Annotated in this window: 16 protein-coding genes; 7 read left to right on the top strand and 9 right to left on the bottom strand. The window is 47.3% G+C overall.

What is annotated here, in order from left to right:
- Positions 1-151 precede the first annotated feature (151 nt).
- The 8 genes from recJ to AC1DXC_RS12535 all read right to left on the bottom strand — a co-directional run bounded on the left by recJ (position 152) and on the right by AC1DXC_RS12535 (position 6,829).
- Positions 152-1,861: a single-stranded-DNA-specific exonuclease RecJ gene (gene recJ / locus AC1DXC_RS12500; protein WP_477459479.1), complete on the bottom strand. Its 1,710-nt coding sequence runs from the start codon at positions 1,859-1,861 to the stop codon at positions 152-154.
- Positions 1,862-2,250: 389 nt separating this feature from the next.
- The gene (locus tag AC1DXC_RS12505; RefSeq protein WP_477459480.1) at positions 2,251-2,496 is read right to left on the bottom strand and encodes a hypothetical protein; all 246 of its coding nucleotides are present in this window, start codon (positions 2,494-2,496) and stop codon (positions 2,251-2,253) included.
- 17 nt (positions 2,497-2,513) lie between these two features.
- Positions 2,514-3,023 (bottom strand): phosphoribosyltransferase family protein, encoded by a 510-nt coding sequence (locus tag AC1DXC_RS12510; RefSeq protein ID WP_477459481.1) that lies wholly within the window; start codon positions 3,021-3,023, stop codon positions 2,514-2,516.
- 105 nt (positions 3,024-3,128) lie between these two features.
- Entirely contained in the window at positions 3,129-3,530 is a 402-nt protein-coding gene (locus AC1DXC_RS12515) for a hypothetical protein (protein ID WP_477459482.1), read from the bottom strand.
- 34 nt (positions 3,531-3,564) lie between these two features.
- The gene (locus AC1DXC_RS12520) at positions 3,565-4,611 is read right to left on the bottom strand and encodes a hypothetical protein (RefSeq protein ID WP_477459483.1); all 1,047 of its coding nucleotides are present in this window, start codon (positions 4,609-4,611) and stop codon (positions 3,565-3,567) included.
- Between the two features lie 82 nt (positions 4,612-4,693).
- Entirely contained in the window at positions 4,694-4,909 is a 216-nt protein-coding gene (locus AC1DXC_RS12525) for a DUF2442 domain-containing protein (RefSeq protein WP_477459484.1), read from the bottom strand.
- A gap of 154 nt (positions 4,910-5,063) precedes the next feature.
- Positions 5,064-5,789, bottom strand: a complete 726-nt coding sequence (locus AC1DXC_RS12530) for a YebC/PmpR family DNA-binding transcriptional regulator (protein ID WP_477459485.1) — start codon at positions 5,787-5,789, stop codon at positions 5,064-5,066.
- A gap of 89 nt (positions 5,790-5,878) precedes the next feature.
- On the bottom strand, positions 5,879-6,829 hold the full coding sequence (locus tag AC1DXC_RS12535) for an NAD-dependent epimerase/dehydratase family protein (RefSeq protein WP_477459486.1): 951 nt from the start codon (positions 6,827-6,829) through the stop codon (positions 5,879-5,881).
- Positions 6,830-7,082: 253 nt separating this feature from the next.
- On the opposite strand from AC1DXC_RS12535, the gene AC1DXC_RS12540 reads away from it, so the two are divergent.
- The 5 genes from AC1DXC_RS12540 (at position 7,083) to AC1DXC_RS12560 (ending at position 10,336) form a co-directional block, all read left to right on the top strand.
- Positions 7,083-8,090 carry an aspartate-semialdehyde dehydrogenase gene (locus AC1DXC_RS12540; RefSeq protein WP_477459487.1) on the top strand — a complete coding sequence of 336 codons (1,008 nt, stop codon included), beginning with the start codon at positions 7,083-7,085 and terminating at the stop codon, positions 8,088-8,090.
- Positions 8,091-8,166: 76 nt separating this feature from the next.
- Positions 8,167-8,373 (top strand): type II toxin-antitoxin system HicB family antitoxin, encoded by a 207-nt coding sequence (locus AC1DXC_RS12545; protein WP_294948821.1) that lies wholly within the window; start codon positions 8,167-8,169, stop codon positions 8,371-8,373.
- 14 nt (positions 8,374-8,387) lie between these two features.
- Positions 8,388-8,633 (top strand): type II toxin-antitoxin system HicA family toxin, encoded by a 246-nt coding sequence (locus AC1DXC_RS12550; protein ID WP_477459488.1) that lies wholly within the window; start codon positions 8,388-8,390, stop codon positions 8,631-8,633.
- 18 nt (positions 8,634-8,651) lie between these two features.
- Complete coding sequence (locus AC1DXC_RS12555) at positions 8,652-9,443, top strand: hypothetical protein (protein WP_477459489.1); 792 nt, start codon at positions 8,652-8,654, stop codon at positions 9,441-9,443.
- Entirely contained in the window at positions 9,440-10,336 is an 897-nt protein-coding gene (locus tag AC1DXC_RS12560; RefSeq protein WP_477459490.1) for a LysR substrate-binding domain-containing protein, read from the top strand. Before AC1DXC_RS12555 ends, AC1DXC_RS12560 begins: the two co-directional genes overlap by 4 nt.
- A gap of 593 nt (positions 10,337-10,929) precedes the next feature.
- Here the strand turns inward: AC1DXC_RS12560 and AC1DXC_RS12565 are convergent.
- On the bottom strand, positions 10,930-11,502 hold the full coding sequence (locus AC1DXC_RS12565) for an SMI1/KNR4 family protein (protein ID WP_477459491.1): 573 nt from the start codon (positions 11,500-11,502) through the stop codon (positions 10,930-10,932).
- 115 nt (positions 11,503-11,617) lie between these two features.
- On the opposite strand from AC1DXC_RS12565, the gene AC1DXC_RS12570 reads away from it, so the two are divergent.
- Both AC1DXC_RS12570 and AC1DXC_RS12575 read left to right on the top strand, forming a co-directional pair.
- Positions 11,618-13,483: a CocE/NonD family hydrolase gene (locus AC1DXC_RS12570; protein WP_477459492.1), complete on the top strand. Its 1,866-nt coding sequence runs from the start codon at positions 11,618-11,620 to the stop codon at positions 13,481-13,483.
- A 179-nt stretch (positions 13,484-13,662) separates the two neighbouring features.
- Positions 13,663-15,315, top strand: a complete 1,653-nt coding sequence (locus tag AC1DXC_RS12575; protein ID WP_477459493.1) for a M1 family metallopeptidase — start codon at positions 13,663-13,665, stop codon at positions 15,313-15,315.
- The last annotated feature ends 190 nt before the right edge of the window (positions 15,316-15,505 follow it).

Genomic DNA, 15,505 nt, shown 5'->3' on the forward strand with positions numbered 1-15,505 from the left:
TATTACCGCTATAACGGAAAACTATCCTCGTCATTGCGAGGAACGAAGCAATCTCTAAGCTATGCATGACCGCTTGTCCTATCGGGAGATTGCTTCGTGCCTCGCAATGACGCGTGACATTGGGTTTTAACCGCTCACCACTCTCTGCTCACTAATCACCACTCTCCAACCTTATCCCTTTTATATTCAACTGTATCGTCCTTTGCTCGCGCCACACGTTTTCTTCTATAGCGTAGCAAATATCGAATGGTACGCCGGGTTTTAACTGCGGCAGGTATTCGGCATGGTTAAAGGCTATGCAGCTGAACGCCGCCGAGCCTGGCTGCATTACGCTCATTTTTACATGGTTGCCGCCTACCAGGCCCGCGTTGCCGCTAACATACACATTTTTGCTCAGGAATACCGGTGCCATGTTCTCCGGTCCGAAGGGTGCAAACTGGTTCAATATTCGGAAGAATTTCGGTTCGATATCGTTCAACTGCAGCTCCGCATCTATCAGCACCTGCTGTATCAATTGCTCATCGGTAATGGTGCTGCTCACCACTTCCTCAAACCGTTGTATGAACGCTGGCACTTGCTCGGGCTGCATGGTAAGCCCGGCGGCATACTTATGCCCACCAAACTGCAACAACAAATCGCTGCAGCCGCAAAGGGCCTCGTACAAATCGTACCCCAGTACAGATCGTGCCGAACCTGCCACATGCCCGTTGCTGCGGGTGAGCACCACGGTGGGGCGGTAATATTTTTCGGTAAGGCGCGACGCTACGATGCCGATAACGCCTTTGTGCCAACGCTCGTTGAATACCACGGTAGACTTACGGCCGATAAGTACCTCGTCATTATCTATCAGGCTCAAGGCCTCTTCGGTAATTTGTACATCGTATTCCTTGCGCTCCTGGTTACGCTCGTTAATGAGCAGGCCTTTTTCTTTGGCATCGTCTTCGTGGCAGGCAATTAATAGCTGTACGGCATCTTTGGCATCGTTGATGCGCCCGGCGGCATTAATGCGCGGGCCCAATAAAAATACCACATCGCTTATGGTGTATGGGCCTTTACGACCAGCTACTTCCATCAGCATTTTTACGCCGATGCAGGGATTCTCATTTATCATTTGCAGGCCTAAGTGGGCCAGCACGCGGTTCTCGCCGGTGATGTGCACGATGTCGCAAGCTATACTGATGCATGCCAGATCGAAATAGGCACTTACTTCTTCGAAAGGTAAATCGTGTTTTTCAACGTAGGCCTGGGCTAGCTTAAGGCCTATGCCGCAGCCGGAAAGTTCTTTGTATGGGTATTGGCAATCGGCGCGTTTAGGGTCGAGGATGGCAACGGCGGCGGGCAATTCTTCACCGGGCAAGTGGTGATCGCAGATGATGAAATCTACACCGAGGGTATTGGCGTAAGCAATTTTATCGACTGATTTGATCCCGCAGTCCAGCGCGATGATGAGCGTGATGCCATTGGCCGCCGCGTAATCTATTCCTGCTGTTGAGATGCCGTAGCCTTCTTTATACCTATCGGGGATGTAATATTCGATGTTGGCGTGGTGGTTTTTAAAGAAACTGTACACCAGGGCCACGGCGGTAGTGCCATCCACATCGTAATCGCCATAAACCATCACCTTTTCATTTTGGGCGATGGCGGCATCTATGCGGTCGATAGCTTTTTCCATATCCTGCATCAGGAAAGGGTCGTGCAGGTGGAGCACGCTGGGGCGGAAGAAGAGTTTAGCTTCGTCGAAATTGCTTATACCGCGCCGGGCCAGCATATTGGCTAATACGGTGCTGATGTTAAGCTCTTCGGCAAGCGCCTTCACCACATCTGCATCAGCTGCATCTTTTATCACCCACCGTTTGGACATAGATATTTTGTAGATTTTTTAGGGTGTAAAGATAGGAAAAAGAGAGCGCAAGAGCGGGAAGAAGCGGAGATTACGGCGGGGGAATTAATAGGTTGAGATGTCGAGGCCTATGGCCATTTAGTTTCGCTCATCCTGTTATCCATTATGGCGATTACCGTAATTTGACCGTTTTTCAGGATATAGAAAACTGAAAGTTGCTTACTCAAAACGGCACGATGTACTTTGGAGTTCCTGCTGCTTTTCGATAAAGTAACGGAAAGAAGCTAACGTTCTGTTCAAACCTATTTAATAACCTTGAAAAATTGTTGACCTCACGCTGCGTAAAATAGTATAGGATATAATTTTTTATTTCGGCAGCGTTGCGTAGGGCTCTTGGCGCATAGAAAACTTCAGGCATCTTTCAGCTTCGACCAAAATTCTTTGGATGACATTACGTTGCCGCTTTCGGCTTCCGCTAAGCCTGCGTTTATATTTTCTATTTGGGCGGGGCTAAGTTCATCCCACCAATCTTTTCCTGCATCTTCTATCTTGGCATTCTTTAAGCCCTCCAACATAGAAAGCATCTCCAAATCGGATAGCTGCTCTATCCAGGCTATCAAACTCGTTTTGGTTTCTTGTACTTCTGCTGCTGACATACACAAATTTAATTATTCTACACCAAATAAACCGCATCTTCCTCACCTTCCACATCCAAAACCACGTTAACGTGTTCTTTGATAACGGTAGAAAGGGCCATGCCGGCATAATCGGTAGCAACGGGGAAGCTTTTGTGGTTACGATCTACCAATACCACGGTGCGGAGTTTTTTGAGGGGCACATCCAGGAAAACGCCGAAGCCATAGGCCAGGGTTTTGCCGCTGTTCAACACATCATCAACCAAAATAATTACCTTGTTACTGCATTCCTCCACGTCGAAATTGATGCGCGCGCTCAGGCTGGTGCTGTCCTTTTCCAGTTCGATAGTAAGCAGAGAGGTAGTAAACGGCGCTATCTCATCCAGCACAGCCTTCAACCGCCTGGCCACATGGTTGCCGCGGGGCAGTATGCCGGCGATAAGTATCTCCGTTTCGTCGAAATTATCTTCCAGTATCTGGTAAGCAATACGATCAATCTTTTGCTGTATTTGCGTACTGTTTAATATCAGGAGTTTTTTATCGGGCATGGTTTTGTTGTTGGAAGGTTGTAAAGTTGGAAGGTTGAAATGTTCCTTGTCGACTATAACAGATATAAAGGTAACAACTTTACAACATTTCAACCTTACAACGTTTCAACTTTTGATGTAAGGATAATATACAAAGTTAGCCCCTTCGGGCACTACCACAAACAGGCACATAAAATCGTGCGGGTTTTTGTAAGTGCCAAGGAAGCGTTCTTTCAGCTCTGTTTTGATAATGCCGCGCTCGGTAAATTCTTCGATGGTTGATGCGTGGATACTCCATTCGGTGTTGAGTTCGTTGCGGTCGAGGATTACTTCGCCGAGTTTCAGCTCATGCTGATGGGCAACGAATATGGGGTGCATAGATAAACCTTCGAGCATAATTTCAACGGCTACCTCCCGGATAGATTCGTTGAAGAATTTAAGGTCGCGTTCGAGGCTTACCAGGGGGCTTTCCTTTTTGGGTTTATTGGGTTCTGTGCCGTTTTCGTTCAGCAATTCTTCGGGGTCCATATATATTGGGTACTATGGGTTCTAAAATAATTAATTATTCCTGCGGTGGTTTGGGCTTCATTTTGGCGGCGTTGAAGCGGGGCTTAAAGCCGACAGGTTTGGGCGTAGGTTCCTCCGCAGGCGCATCCGGCGTTACAGGTATTTCTGCCTTAACTTCAATTGTTGCAGTAGGCGCGGGTTCAGCAGATGGTGCGGCATCGTCTCCTTTCGGTTGTTCTGCGTCCGCAGGTTTTGGCGCTACCATTTTCATATTGAAGCGCGGTTTGAAGCCTGGTTTTGGTGCAGTTGCTTCAGCAGGAGCGGCAGGTGTTTCTTCAATAGGCTGCAGTGCTTCAGGTTGTGCGGGTACTTCTGCTTTATCCTCAAGGGGCTCGGCAGGTTTCGGTGCCATCTTCATATTGAAGCGTGGTTTGAAGCCGGGTTTTGGTGCAGTTGTTTCAGCAGGGGTAGGAGGTGTTTCCGTAACTGTCGGCTGTGCATCTGCCTGGGCAGACTCTTCAATTTTATCCTCAACGGGCTCGGCAGGTTTTGGTGCCATCTTCATATTGAAGCGTGGTTTGAAGCCGGGCTTTGGTGTAGTAGTTTCCGTAGCAGGAACGGCAGGTGTTTCTTCCGTGCTTTCGGCTTTCGGCTTTTCGCTTTCAGCTTCCTTTGGCGCAACCATTTTTGGGTTAAAGCGCGGCTTAAAGGCGGGTTTTGGTGCTGTGGGCTCTGCCGGGATTTCTGCCGGAACATCGGGAACCAAAGCTTCCGGTGTGCCGTTCTCCCCATTCGCAACGCCGGAATTAAACCTCGGCTTAAAGCCAACTTTTGGCGATGGCGCGCGAATACTTTCTGTAAGCGTTTCCACAATGGTTTGCTCGGCCAGGCGGTTTTCTACGTGTACCTTCTCAGGCTTTTGTTCGGCTGCCAGGTGGTATTGCAGACGTAACTTATTGAACCAGTATTTTTTGGTATGGTCGAAACTTTTCTCGCCCATTTGCTCGAAATGGGTTTTAAATTCAAAAAACAAGGCTGGCTCGCCCGCTTGCAGGCGGGTAAGGTCTATCCTCTTTTTCTGAAAAAACTCTTCGAAAGTCATGGTTTTTTAGATTTGAGATATGAGATTTGAGATGTGAGACAGTCGCCTCTTAATCTCAAATCTCATATCTAACATCTCATATCTATATCGCAACGTCAACCCCCAGTTTATTAAACCGTATCCCTGTTGCTGTTTGCTCCCAATCTTCACGCTCCTCGTCGGTAGCGTTCAGTAACCTGGGGAACCATTCCAGCGGGAAAGCCTGTTGTTTGCCATCTACTTTCTCCACAAAAAGTAAACCATTGGCAAAGGTTACCTTTACTTTTTGTTCTTGTTTGCGGGTTGATGTTAGGGGCATTGTTTTAAATTTAATAAACTCGTCATTGCGAGGAACGAAGCAATCTCTAAGCTTTGCATTGTGGATATGCTAATCGGGAGATTGCTTCGTTCCTCGCAATGACGCGGGGGTAAAATAGAATCCGAAATCGAAAATCCGAAATCCGAAATCAAAATTACTCCGCCATATTATGGTACACGGCCTGCACGTCGTCGTCTTCCTCCAGGCGGTCTATTATTTTAAATACATCTACGGATTGCTCCTCGGTTACAGCGATGTTTGATTGCGCAACACGCTCCAGTTTGGCCGATTTGGTTTCGATGCCTAAGGCTTCCAGCGCTTTTTGCATCTTGCCGAAATCTTCGTAAGCGGCGTGCAATACGGCAATTTCATTTCCTTCTTCGTCTGCATCTACAAACAGGTCTTCTAAACCGGCATCAATCAATTCAAATTCCAGTTCTTCCAGGTCGCGGTCGCCCGGGTCGAAAGTGAAAACCGATTTACGGCTGAAAATAAAATCCAGCGAACCGGTTTTGCCCAGCGTGCCGCCGTATTTAGTAAAGTAGCTACGTACGTTAGCCACGGTACGGTTGATGTTATCGGTAGCGGTTTCTACCAATATAGCTACGCCGTGTTGCGCATAACCCTCGTACACCAGTTCTTCGTAATCTTTCTCGTCGCGACTGGTAGCGCGTTTTATGGCTGCTTCCACACGGTCCTTCGGCATGTTAACGGCCTTTGAGTTTTGGATGGCCGTGCGCAGGCGCGAGTTGGTGTGCGGGTCGCCGCCACCGGCTTTAACCGCCATTACAATTTCTTTACCCAAACGCGTAAACTGCACCGCCATTTTGGCCCAGCGCTTAAATTTCCTTTCCTTACGGAATTCGAATGCTCTTCCCATTTTTTTGTGATTACACCGATTTATTTTGATTTCACCGATTTCACCGATGCTATCTAGCTAATACCGTGACTTTTATTCTTATCTACGTTTTATATTACTTTCTTTAAATTCTCGAGCATGTCGCTGGTCATTTTACCAAGGTCGTACTCTATTTGCCAGCCCCAATCTTCGGTTGCCTGGCTATCGTTTATCGATTTTGGCCAGCTATCGGCAATGGCCTGGCGCGGGTCGCTATCTGCATAATTCAATTCGAAATTAGGCAAATGCTTTTTAATTTCATCTCCCAATTGTTCGGGCGTAAAGCTGATGCCCGCCAGGTTATAGCTGCTGCGTATTTTTATTTGTTCGGCCGGTGCATCCATTAAGGTAATGGTAGCGCGTATGGCATCATCCATATACATCATGGGCAGGGCGGTGCCTTCTTTCAAAAAGCTTTGGTAATTGCCTTTTTTTAATGCCTCGTGGAAGATGTGAACGGCGTAATCGGTAGTGCCACCGCCCGGGTTGGCACGCCAGCCTATCAAGCCCGGGTAACGAAGGCTGCGCACATCCAGCCCGTATTTTGTATAGTAATATTCGCACCAGCGCTCGCCGGCCAGTTTGCTGAAACCGTAAACCGTGTTAGGGTCCATTATGCAGTATTGCGGCGTATTATATTGTGGCGAGTGCGGGCCGAAAACGGCTATAGAACTGGGCCAGAAAACCTTCGCAACTTTAAACTCTACGGCAAAATCAAGAATATGCAAAAGGCCGGTCATGTTCAAATCCCAGGCCATACGTGGTTTTTGCTCGCCTACGGCAGAAAGGATGGCCGCCAGCAGGTACACTTGCGTAGGGCGGTGTTTCTCGAATATATGGTGCAGGTTATCTTTATCCAGCACGTTGGCAAACTCGAACGGACCGCTGTTGCGGATAGCATAGTTGGGGTTGTTGATATCCGATGCTATCACGTTCTCGGCCCCGTGTATATTCCTCAAAGCAGTAACCAGTTCGGTACCAATTTGTCCGTTGGCGCCTATCACTAAAATCTTTTCGCTCATGCAGATGCAGGTTTGGGTACAAAGGTAAATTTTTTTGGGTGAACTCGAATTTATTGTCTGGACTCGAATTTGGGGGAATTTTTAGAAGTGACGGAATAAAGCCCGAAGCGATGTGCCATTTTTATTTCTGCTCATTCCTTTAATTCGTTAAAATCCGAGTTCAGACAATATTTCGCATACTAGTTTAGTAGACATTCGCAAAAAAAATCGCATATTTGGAGTTTAGTTTAATTATACATACATAACACACAAAATGAAAGTCGCAGTAGTAGGTGCCACCGGGCTGGTAGGCACTAAAATGTTGCAGATCCTTGAGGAGCGCAACTTCCCCGTTACAGAATTATTCCCCGTAGCTTCCGCTAAAAGTATTGGTAAAGAAATTACTTTTAAGGGTAAGCAGTATAAGGTGGTTTCTGTTGAGGATGCGATAAAGCAAAGGCCCGATGTTGCCCTGTTTAGCGCGGGTGGCAGTGCTTCCCTGGAGCAGGCCCCTATGTTTGCCGAAGTTGGCACAACCGTGATAGATAACTCATCGGCCTGGCGTATGGACCCAAGCAAGAAGTTAATTGTGCCCGAAGTGAATGCAGATGTGCTTACTGCCGATGACAAAATCATCGCCAACCCTAATTGCTCAACCATACAAATGGTAGTGGCCTTAAAGCCCCTGCACGATAAATATAAAATAAAACGCGTGGTGGTTTCTACCTACCAATCGGTAACCGGTACCGGCGTAAAAGCGGTTGACCAGTTGTTTAACGAGCGTAAAGGTATCGATGGGCCAAAGGCATACCCGTACACTATCGACCTGAATGTTATCCCGCAGATTGACGTTTTTACTGAGAACGGCTACACCAAAGAAGAAATGAAAATGGTGAAAGAAACCGTTAAGATAATGGGCGATGCCAGCATCAAGGTTACCGCTACTACGGTGCGTATCCCGGTAATGGGTGGCCACTCAGAGTCGGTTAACATCGAGTTCCTGAATGATTTCGATGTAGAAGAAGTGAAAGAACTGCTTGCAAAATCGCCGGGCATTGTAGTAACTGATGATATCGCGAACCTGAAATATCCGATGCCGCTTGACGCGCATGATAAAGACGAAGTTTTTGTTGGCCGCATCCGCCGCGACGAAACCCAGCCGAATACGCTAAACTGCTGGATAGTATCTGATAACCTGCGCAAAGGCGCCGCAACCAACGCCGTGCAGATTGCCGAGTATCTGGTGGCTAAGCATTTGATAGGGCAGGCTGTGGAGGTGTAAGCTTCCCCTTAATGATTTTAAAAGCCGCGCAATATTTGCGCGGCTTTTTTGTTAAATAAAATCCTTAAATTTGGATATGAACGAAATATTTTTCCTGGTGGAAGAGGCTTTAGAGGGTGGTTATACTGCCAAGGCTATCGGTGAATCTATATTTACCGAAGGTGATACTATGGACGAATTGAAGGCGAACATCAGGGAGGCTGTACAGTGCCATTTCGACGACGAAAACATCCCCAAAATAATTCGTTTGCATTTAGTTAAAGAGGAAATTATCACTGTGTAGTTCTTTAGTATCAAATGTCTCCAAAACTTCCCCGTAATTTATCGGGCCAGCAGCTAATAAAACTATTGTCAAACTACGGCTACAAGGTTACCCGCCAAAAAGGAAGCCATATTAGAGTAACCAGGGTTTCAGATATTGGCGAACATCATTTAACCATACCCAATCACAATCCATTGCGTTTAGGGACATTGAATTCTATCATTAGCGACGCTGCTGAACATTTAAGAATTAGCAAAGATGAATTATTGAATAGTCTTTAACGATTTCGATTATCATACATGAGAGCCCTTAAATTATTCCTGCTTATCAGCTGCTTCCTGGCACCTGCAGCCCTTTTTGCCCAAACACCTCAATCTACCGAAGCCGACCTGCTCAAGTCATTCGAGAAAATAGCCTATTGGGATCAAAGACTAAGCGATACGACTGTTAACGCAAGCGATTCCCTCGACAACGCAAACGAAGTTTTTGGGGAGAAACTAAAACAAGCAACAGAAAAATATCCGGCTACAATTGCTCAATCCTTTGCTTCATTAAAAAAAGAGCGTTTGGATATTTTCACATCTTCCGACGGACTGTTTAGAATTTATTCATGGGATATGGGTGGTGGCGGCACCATGCGCGAATTTGAGAACCTGATGCAGTATAAAACCGGAAATACAACAAAGTCAGAACTGTTTGTCAGTTCCCAAGAGACTGGCGTGCCTTTTTATTCAAACCTATACACCTTTAAAGCAGTCAACAAAACGTATTATCTTGGGATTACGGGCATTATAGAATCATCGCGGTATGCGGGTACGGGCATTAAAATATTTGCTATCGAAAATGGTAAGCTAAATACCAATGTAAAGCTGCTCAAAACAGGCTCGGGATTGAAGAATGAGATTTCGTACGAGTACGATTTTGGTTCGATAGCTCATATCCCTTATGGAAAACGGCCCACCATTACCTTTGATGCTGTCACACAAACCATTCGTATGCCATTGGTCGATACAAAGGGTAACATCACCGCGAAAATCATCACCTACAAATTCAACGGGCAATATTTCGAAAAGGTTATCTTAGCCAAATGATATCCTTCAGTCACCGCGTTTTTATGGAAGTTGCCGCCAACCTTAGTTTCTCTAAGGCGGCGCAGGTGCTGTTTATTACCCAGCCGGCCATCAGCAAGCATATCAAAGCACTGGAAGACCAGTACAAGATGCCGCTTTTCGAGCGCAAAGGCAATAGCATTTCACTTACCGACGCAGGTATAAAACTGAACGATTACCTGAAACAGGCTACCGAAATTGAGCGTAAGGCCGAGTATGAGCTCTCCATCCTCAGCAACGCCGCCAATGCCGCAGGGCACCTGCGCCTGGGGGCAAGCACTACCATCGCCTTATACATTTTGCCGTATATCCTCTCGGGCTTCCAGCAGGAATACGCCAATGTGGGCGTGCAATTAGTGAACCGGAACTCGGAATATATACTGGATGCCCTGCTACGGCACGAGGTTGACCTCGGCATCATCGAGGCCGAAACCAAGCTCACTACCGTTACCTACACCCATTTCATGAGCGACGAGGTGATACCTGTGTGCTCGGCAAAAAGTCCGTTGGCGGGGAAATCGCTCAGTCTGAAACAATTCGTAAAAACGCCACTTGCGGTGAGGGAACGGGGCTCGGGTACTTTAACAGCCCTATTAAAGGCCCTCTCGGCGTTGCATGTCAAACCCGCCGACCTGTCTATCAAAATACGCCTCGGTGGCACAGAGGCACTCAAGAACTTCCTCCTGGCCGACCAATGCCTCGGCTTTATGCCCCGCCCCTCCATCATTCGCCAGTTAGCCGAAGGCGACCTGGTTGAGGTACCCATAGAGGGTCTCAGCATAACCCGCGATTTTTACTTCATCCGCCGTAAAGGCACGGAAGATAACGGGCTTACGGGTAATTTTATGAATTATGCGGCGAAGTTTAACCGCTGATTTTACTGATTAAATGATTTCGTTGATTGTCTGAACCATGATTCGTGGGATTAAAGGATTTCTTGATTCCTTTCTTGTTTTTCAAAATCAATTCATCCTTCCATCAAGCTAATCATGCTCCAAAGAAGAATTGTCTGAACCCGAATTTTCTGAATTTATGGAATGGGCAAAATGCAGGGTTTATAGCCAATTCTGTTAATTCGTTAATTCTTTAAAATTCGAGTTCAGACAATTCTCAGCAGCTAAGCTTCGGGTGAAAGCGGGCAGAACATGGTGGCCTGTGGGCGGGAGGGGCATAGCAATACTTGCAGAAGGGAGAGGCATGCGGGGCGCGCCAGCGGGGCAAGATTTTGCAGCCCGCGGTTCTGCCTGGTTTGCAGGGCAAAGGCCTGTGCGGCAAAGAAGCCTGATTGCTGAAAGCGCTTTTGTTACTTTTGGCGCAGCAAACGGCGAAGCCCTCTTGAGCACCTTTAAAAATAAACAACTGCGAAAAAAGTAATAGCCCCTGCGGCAATGAGCAGTCGATGATTTCATTTAGCACAAAACGTTCAAAGCCTAATGGTACCTGATTTGACTACGATGGTTCGGCAATACTATCCCTCGTCCGCCTGCTGCGCCCAGCTTTTCTCATCCTCCTTATCCAATTTCTTTATAGCCATATTAAAGTTCATACTGTAATCAGTATAATAATCCGCTACATCGTGATCCCATAAAACAACTGGGTAATCGGCGGTAAAATAATTGCGCCTCGTATCAAAGCAAAGCAATCCCCAATCGCTCCAATCGGCAAAGGGAATCAGGCCCATATCGTAAAGATATTCCTGTGGATAGCCATCAAATATCATTTTCTCCAATGAATTTTGCCAGGTTTGGATGGGATGCCTGCAAAAAGCAGCCTCGCCGATATGTAACTCATAAAAGTGCTTGTATTTTAAAAAACGCACATAAGCAGCCGGGAGTTTGCACCCTATTTTTTCTTCAAGTGCAGCAACTTCTTTATCCGTAACCGTACTGGCAATTGGCAGCCATGTTTTCCATTCCTGGTTGGTTTCCTGGCCGGGTGCTAGCATTTCCGGCTCAATCGACCCGGGAAGTTGATTCAACCCGCGTTCAACTTCTCTTTGCAAATACTTCTCTATAATTTCTTCTACTTTGTTGCCGGCCATATGCTTGTATTTTGATGCAAAATAACTAATTATTACCTCCTTTTGTAACAACCCTGCCACGGTTAGTAAATTGTTGATTTACTTGCTAAATTAGCCTCTGCTAATACTGATAATCATGAGAAAAATCTTCACCGTTTTATTCCTGCTGGCTACCGCCTGCACCGCTGCCCTTGCGCAGAGTTACGATGTAAAAGAGCATTACACCAAAAAAGATGTGTACATCACCATGCGCGATGGCGTAAAGCTGTTCACCTCTATCTACACGCCTAAGGACGCTTCTGCTGCCAACAAATACCCCATTATGATGCAGCGCACCTGCTACAGCGTTGCGCCATACGGCGAAACAAAATACGCCGGCCAATTGGGTCCCTCAAAATACATGATGCAGGAAGGCTACATTTTCGTTTATCAGGACGTTCGTGGCCGCTGGAAAAGCGAAGGCACCTGGACTAACATGACACCCGTCATCGATAACAAAAAGAAAAAAACCGACGTGGATGAAGGCTCGGATACTTACGACACCATCGACTGGCTCATCAAAAACCTGCCCGGCAATAATGGCCGCGTAGGGCAATGGGGCATCAGCTACCCTGGTTTTTATACCGCTGCGGGTATCCTGAGCAACCACCCGGCCCTGAAGGCATCATCGCCGCAGGCGCCAATCTCCGATTTCTTTTTCGACGATTTTCATCACAACGGCGCGCTTTTAGAAAGCTACTTCTTCACCTACCCGGTGTTCGGCGTGCAAAAAAAGGACACTACCGCAACGCCCTGGTATAACAGCCAGATGATAAACCCGCACACTAAAGATGGCTACCAGTTTTTGCTGGATATGGGGCCGCTAAAAAATGCCGACAAATACTATAAAGACAATTTTTACTGGCAGGAAACCATCAACCACCCCAGCTACGATGCTTTTTGGCAACAACGCGGCTTGCCAAAACATTACGGCAAAACAAAAACCGCGGTAATGACCGTAGGCGGCTGGTTTGATGCCGAAGATTTAACCGGTCCGCTGGCTATTTACAAAGCCATCGAGCAGAAGAATCCGGATGGTTACAACACCATCGTGATGGGGCCTTTCGGGCATGGCAGGTGGTCGCGCGAGACGGGGCACACTATGCACAGCAATATCTACTTCGGCGATAGCATCGCTACCTTCTACCAACGCAACATCGAGCAGAAATTCTTCAACCATTTCCTTAAAGGCAATGGCGATAAAAACAGCGGCCTGCCCGAAGCCTATATGTTCAATACCGGCAAAAACGAGTGGCGTACGTTCGATAAATGGCCATCGCCCGGCGCAGAGCATGTAAAGTTTTACCTGAATAACGACGGTAAACTGGCCGCTTCGCAACCGGCAACTGCAGGTTCAACCAGCTACATCAGCGACCCGCTGAAACCCGTTCCTTACACCGAAGACCTGCCAACCACCATAGGCTTTACCCCGCATAATTATATGAGCGAGGACCAGCGCTTTGCCGGTCGCCGTACCGATGTATTGGTTTTCCAGACGGATGTGTTGACCGATGACGTTACCCTGGGTGGCGAGATAATGGCGCACCTTAAAGTGGCCAGCACCGGCACCGATGCTGATTTCTTTGTGAAACTGATTGATGTTTACCCTGCCGATGAGCCGAACAATCCCTACATGCCCAACAAAAGCATCACGCTGAACAACTACCAGCAAATGGTACGCAGCGAGGTGATGCCGGCCCGTTTCCGCAACAGTTTCGAAAAACCCGAGGCATTGGTAGCAGGCCAGAAAACGGATATCAATTTCCGCGTACAGGATGTGCTGCACACCTTTAAAAAGGGCCACCGTATTATGATACAGGTGCAAAGCACCGCCTTTCCGCTGTTTGCCCGTAACCCGCAAACATTTTTGGATAACCCCTACAAAGCCAATGATAGCGATTACATAAAAGCTACCGAAACCATATTCAACGATAGCTATTTTGATGTGGAGGTGCTGAAGTAGGCGTTGGTGAATGGTGAGTGGTGAATGTTTTTTTTTCGCCACACATCATCACAACGTCATTGCGAGGCACGAAGCAATCTCTACGGAGGACAAGCCGTATGCATAGCGGCTCTGCTTGCCGAGGATTGCTTCGTACCTCGCAATGACGGAGTTTAAATAATGACTTATAAATAAACAATATGAAATTACGTCTTCTGGCATTATTAGCAATAACCAGCATCAACGCCCATGCCCAACTCGGCACGCCAAAAGAAATCTTTACCCGTGCCGATACCCTTCGCGGTTCGCTCACTACGCCGCTGCGTACCTGTTACGATATCAACTATTACCATCTGGATATCAAGTTCGATATCGATAAAAAATACATCAGTGGCAACGTGCAATTCAAGTTTACCGCTGCGGCAGATTTTACCAAACTACAGTTCGACCTTTGGAACAACCTTAAAATTGAAAAGGTGGTTTACAAAGGCCAGGAACTTAGTTATACCCGCGAGTTTAATGCCGTGTTCCTTAGCTTCCCCAAAACCATCAGTAAGGGCAGCAAGGACGAGTTTACCGTTTACTATAGCGGCAACCCAACCATAGCCAAACGCGCACCATGGGATGGCGGCGTGCAATACGCTACCGACTCCTTAGGCAAACCCCACGTGGCAACCGCTTGCCAGGGCATGGGGGCCAGCGTTTGGTGGCCAACCAAAGATGTGCAGGACGATGAGGTAGATAGCGCCATGGTAAGCATCAGCGTCCCCAACGGCTTAAAGGATGTATCTAACGGGCACCTGCGCAAGGTTACCAAGCTAAAGGACGGCTACACGCGTTTCGATTGGTTTGTGGCCAACCCCATCAATAACTACAACCTGGAAGCCAACATAGGCGATTATGCGCACTACACCGGCGTTTACCAGGGCGAAAAAGGCAAACTGGAGATGGATTTCTGGCCGCTGAGCTATAACCTGGAGAAAGCCAAAAAACAATGGGGACTGGATGCCCCCCGCATGCTCAAAGCCTTCGAACATTGGTTTGGTCCTTACCCTTTTTATGAAGATGGCTATAAACTGATAGAAACGCCGCACCTGGGCATGGAGCATCAGAGCGGTACGGCTTACGGCAATAAATACCGCAACGGCTACCTCGGTCGCGACCTATCGGGCACAGGCTGGGGATTGAAGTGGGATTTCATCGTGGTGCATGAGAGCGGGCACGAATGGTTCGGCAACAACATCACCAGTAAAGATCTGGGCGATATGTGGATACACGAAAGCTTCACCAACTACAGCGAATCATTGTTCATCGAAACCTTTTACGGCAAACAGGCCGGGCAGGAATACGTGCACGGCACCCGCATGAACATCCAGAACGATGGCCCGATTGTAGGTGCTTACGGCGTAAACAAAGAGGGCAGCAGCGATATGTACTACAAAGGCGGCAACCTGCTCAACATGGTGCGCACCATTATTAACGACGATGATAAATGGCGCAGCATCCTGCGCGGCCTCAACAAAACCTTTTACCATAAAACGGTTACCTATGATGATGTGGTGGGCTACATCAACGCCCAAAGCGGTATAAACCTTTCGCCGGTGTTTGAGCAGTACCTAAAGCATGTAAAACTGCCGGTGCTCGAATTCGATACCATACAAGGCAAGCTGATGGCCCGCTGGGTGGCCGAAACTCCTGGTTTCAACATGCCGGTAAAAGTGAGGGTAAAAGGTGGCGAGTACAAATTCATTACACCGACCGACCGGTTTAAACCGGTGAATATCGACGGTGCCGCAAAAGACAACATCGAGGCCGACACTTTTAATTATTACATCGGGGTGCTGGTTGATTAATTTTTTAGGTGCCAATTACCGGTTTAAAAACGGCAATAATCAATATTTTAAAAAGCCAAAGAACGCCCCGGAAAAAGCACAGAAAAACACAGATTTTTGAAGATTTTCAAAGGTTTTTTACGGTGAATTTTAGGCACCGTGAAAAATATTTTTTGATTGGTGCAACTTATCAAAAACAAAGTGCGTCTGA

The organism is Mucilaginibacter sp. P2_D11, assembly GCF_056404435.1.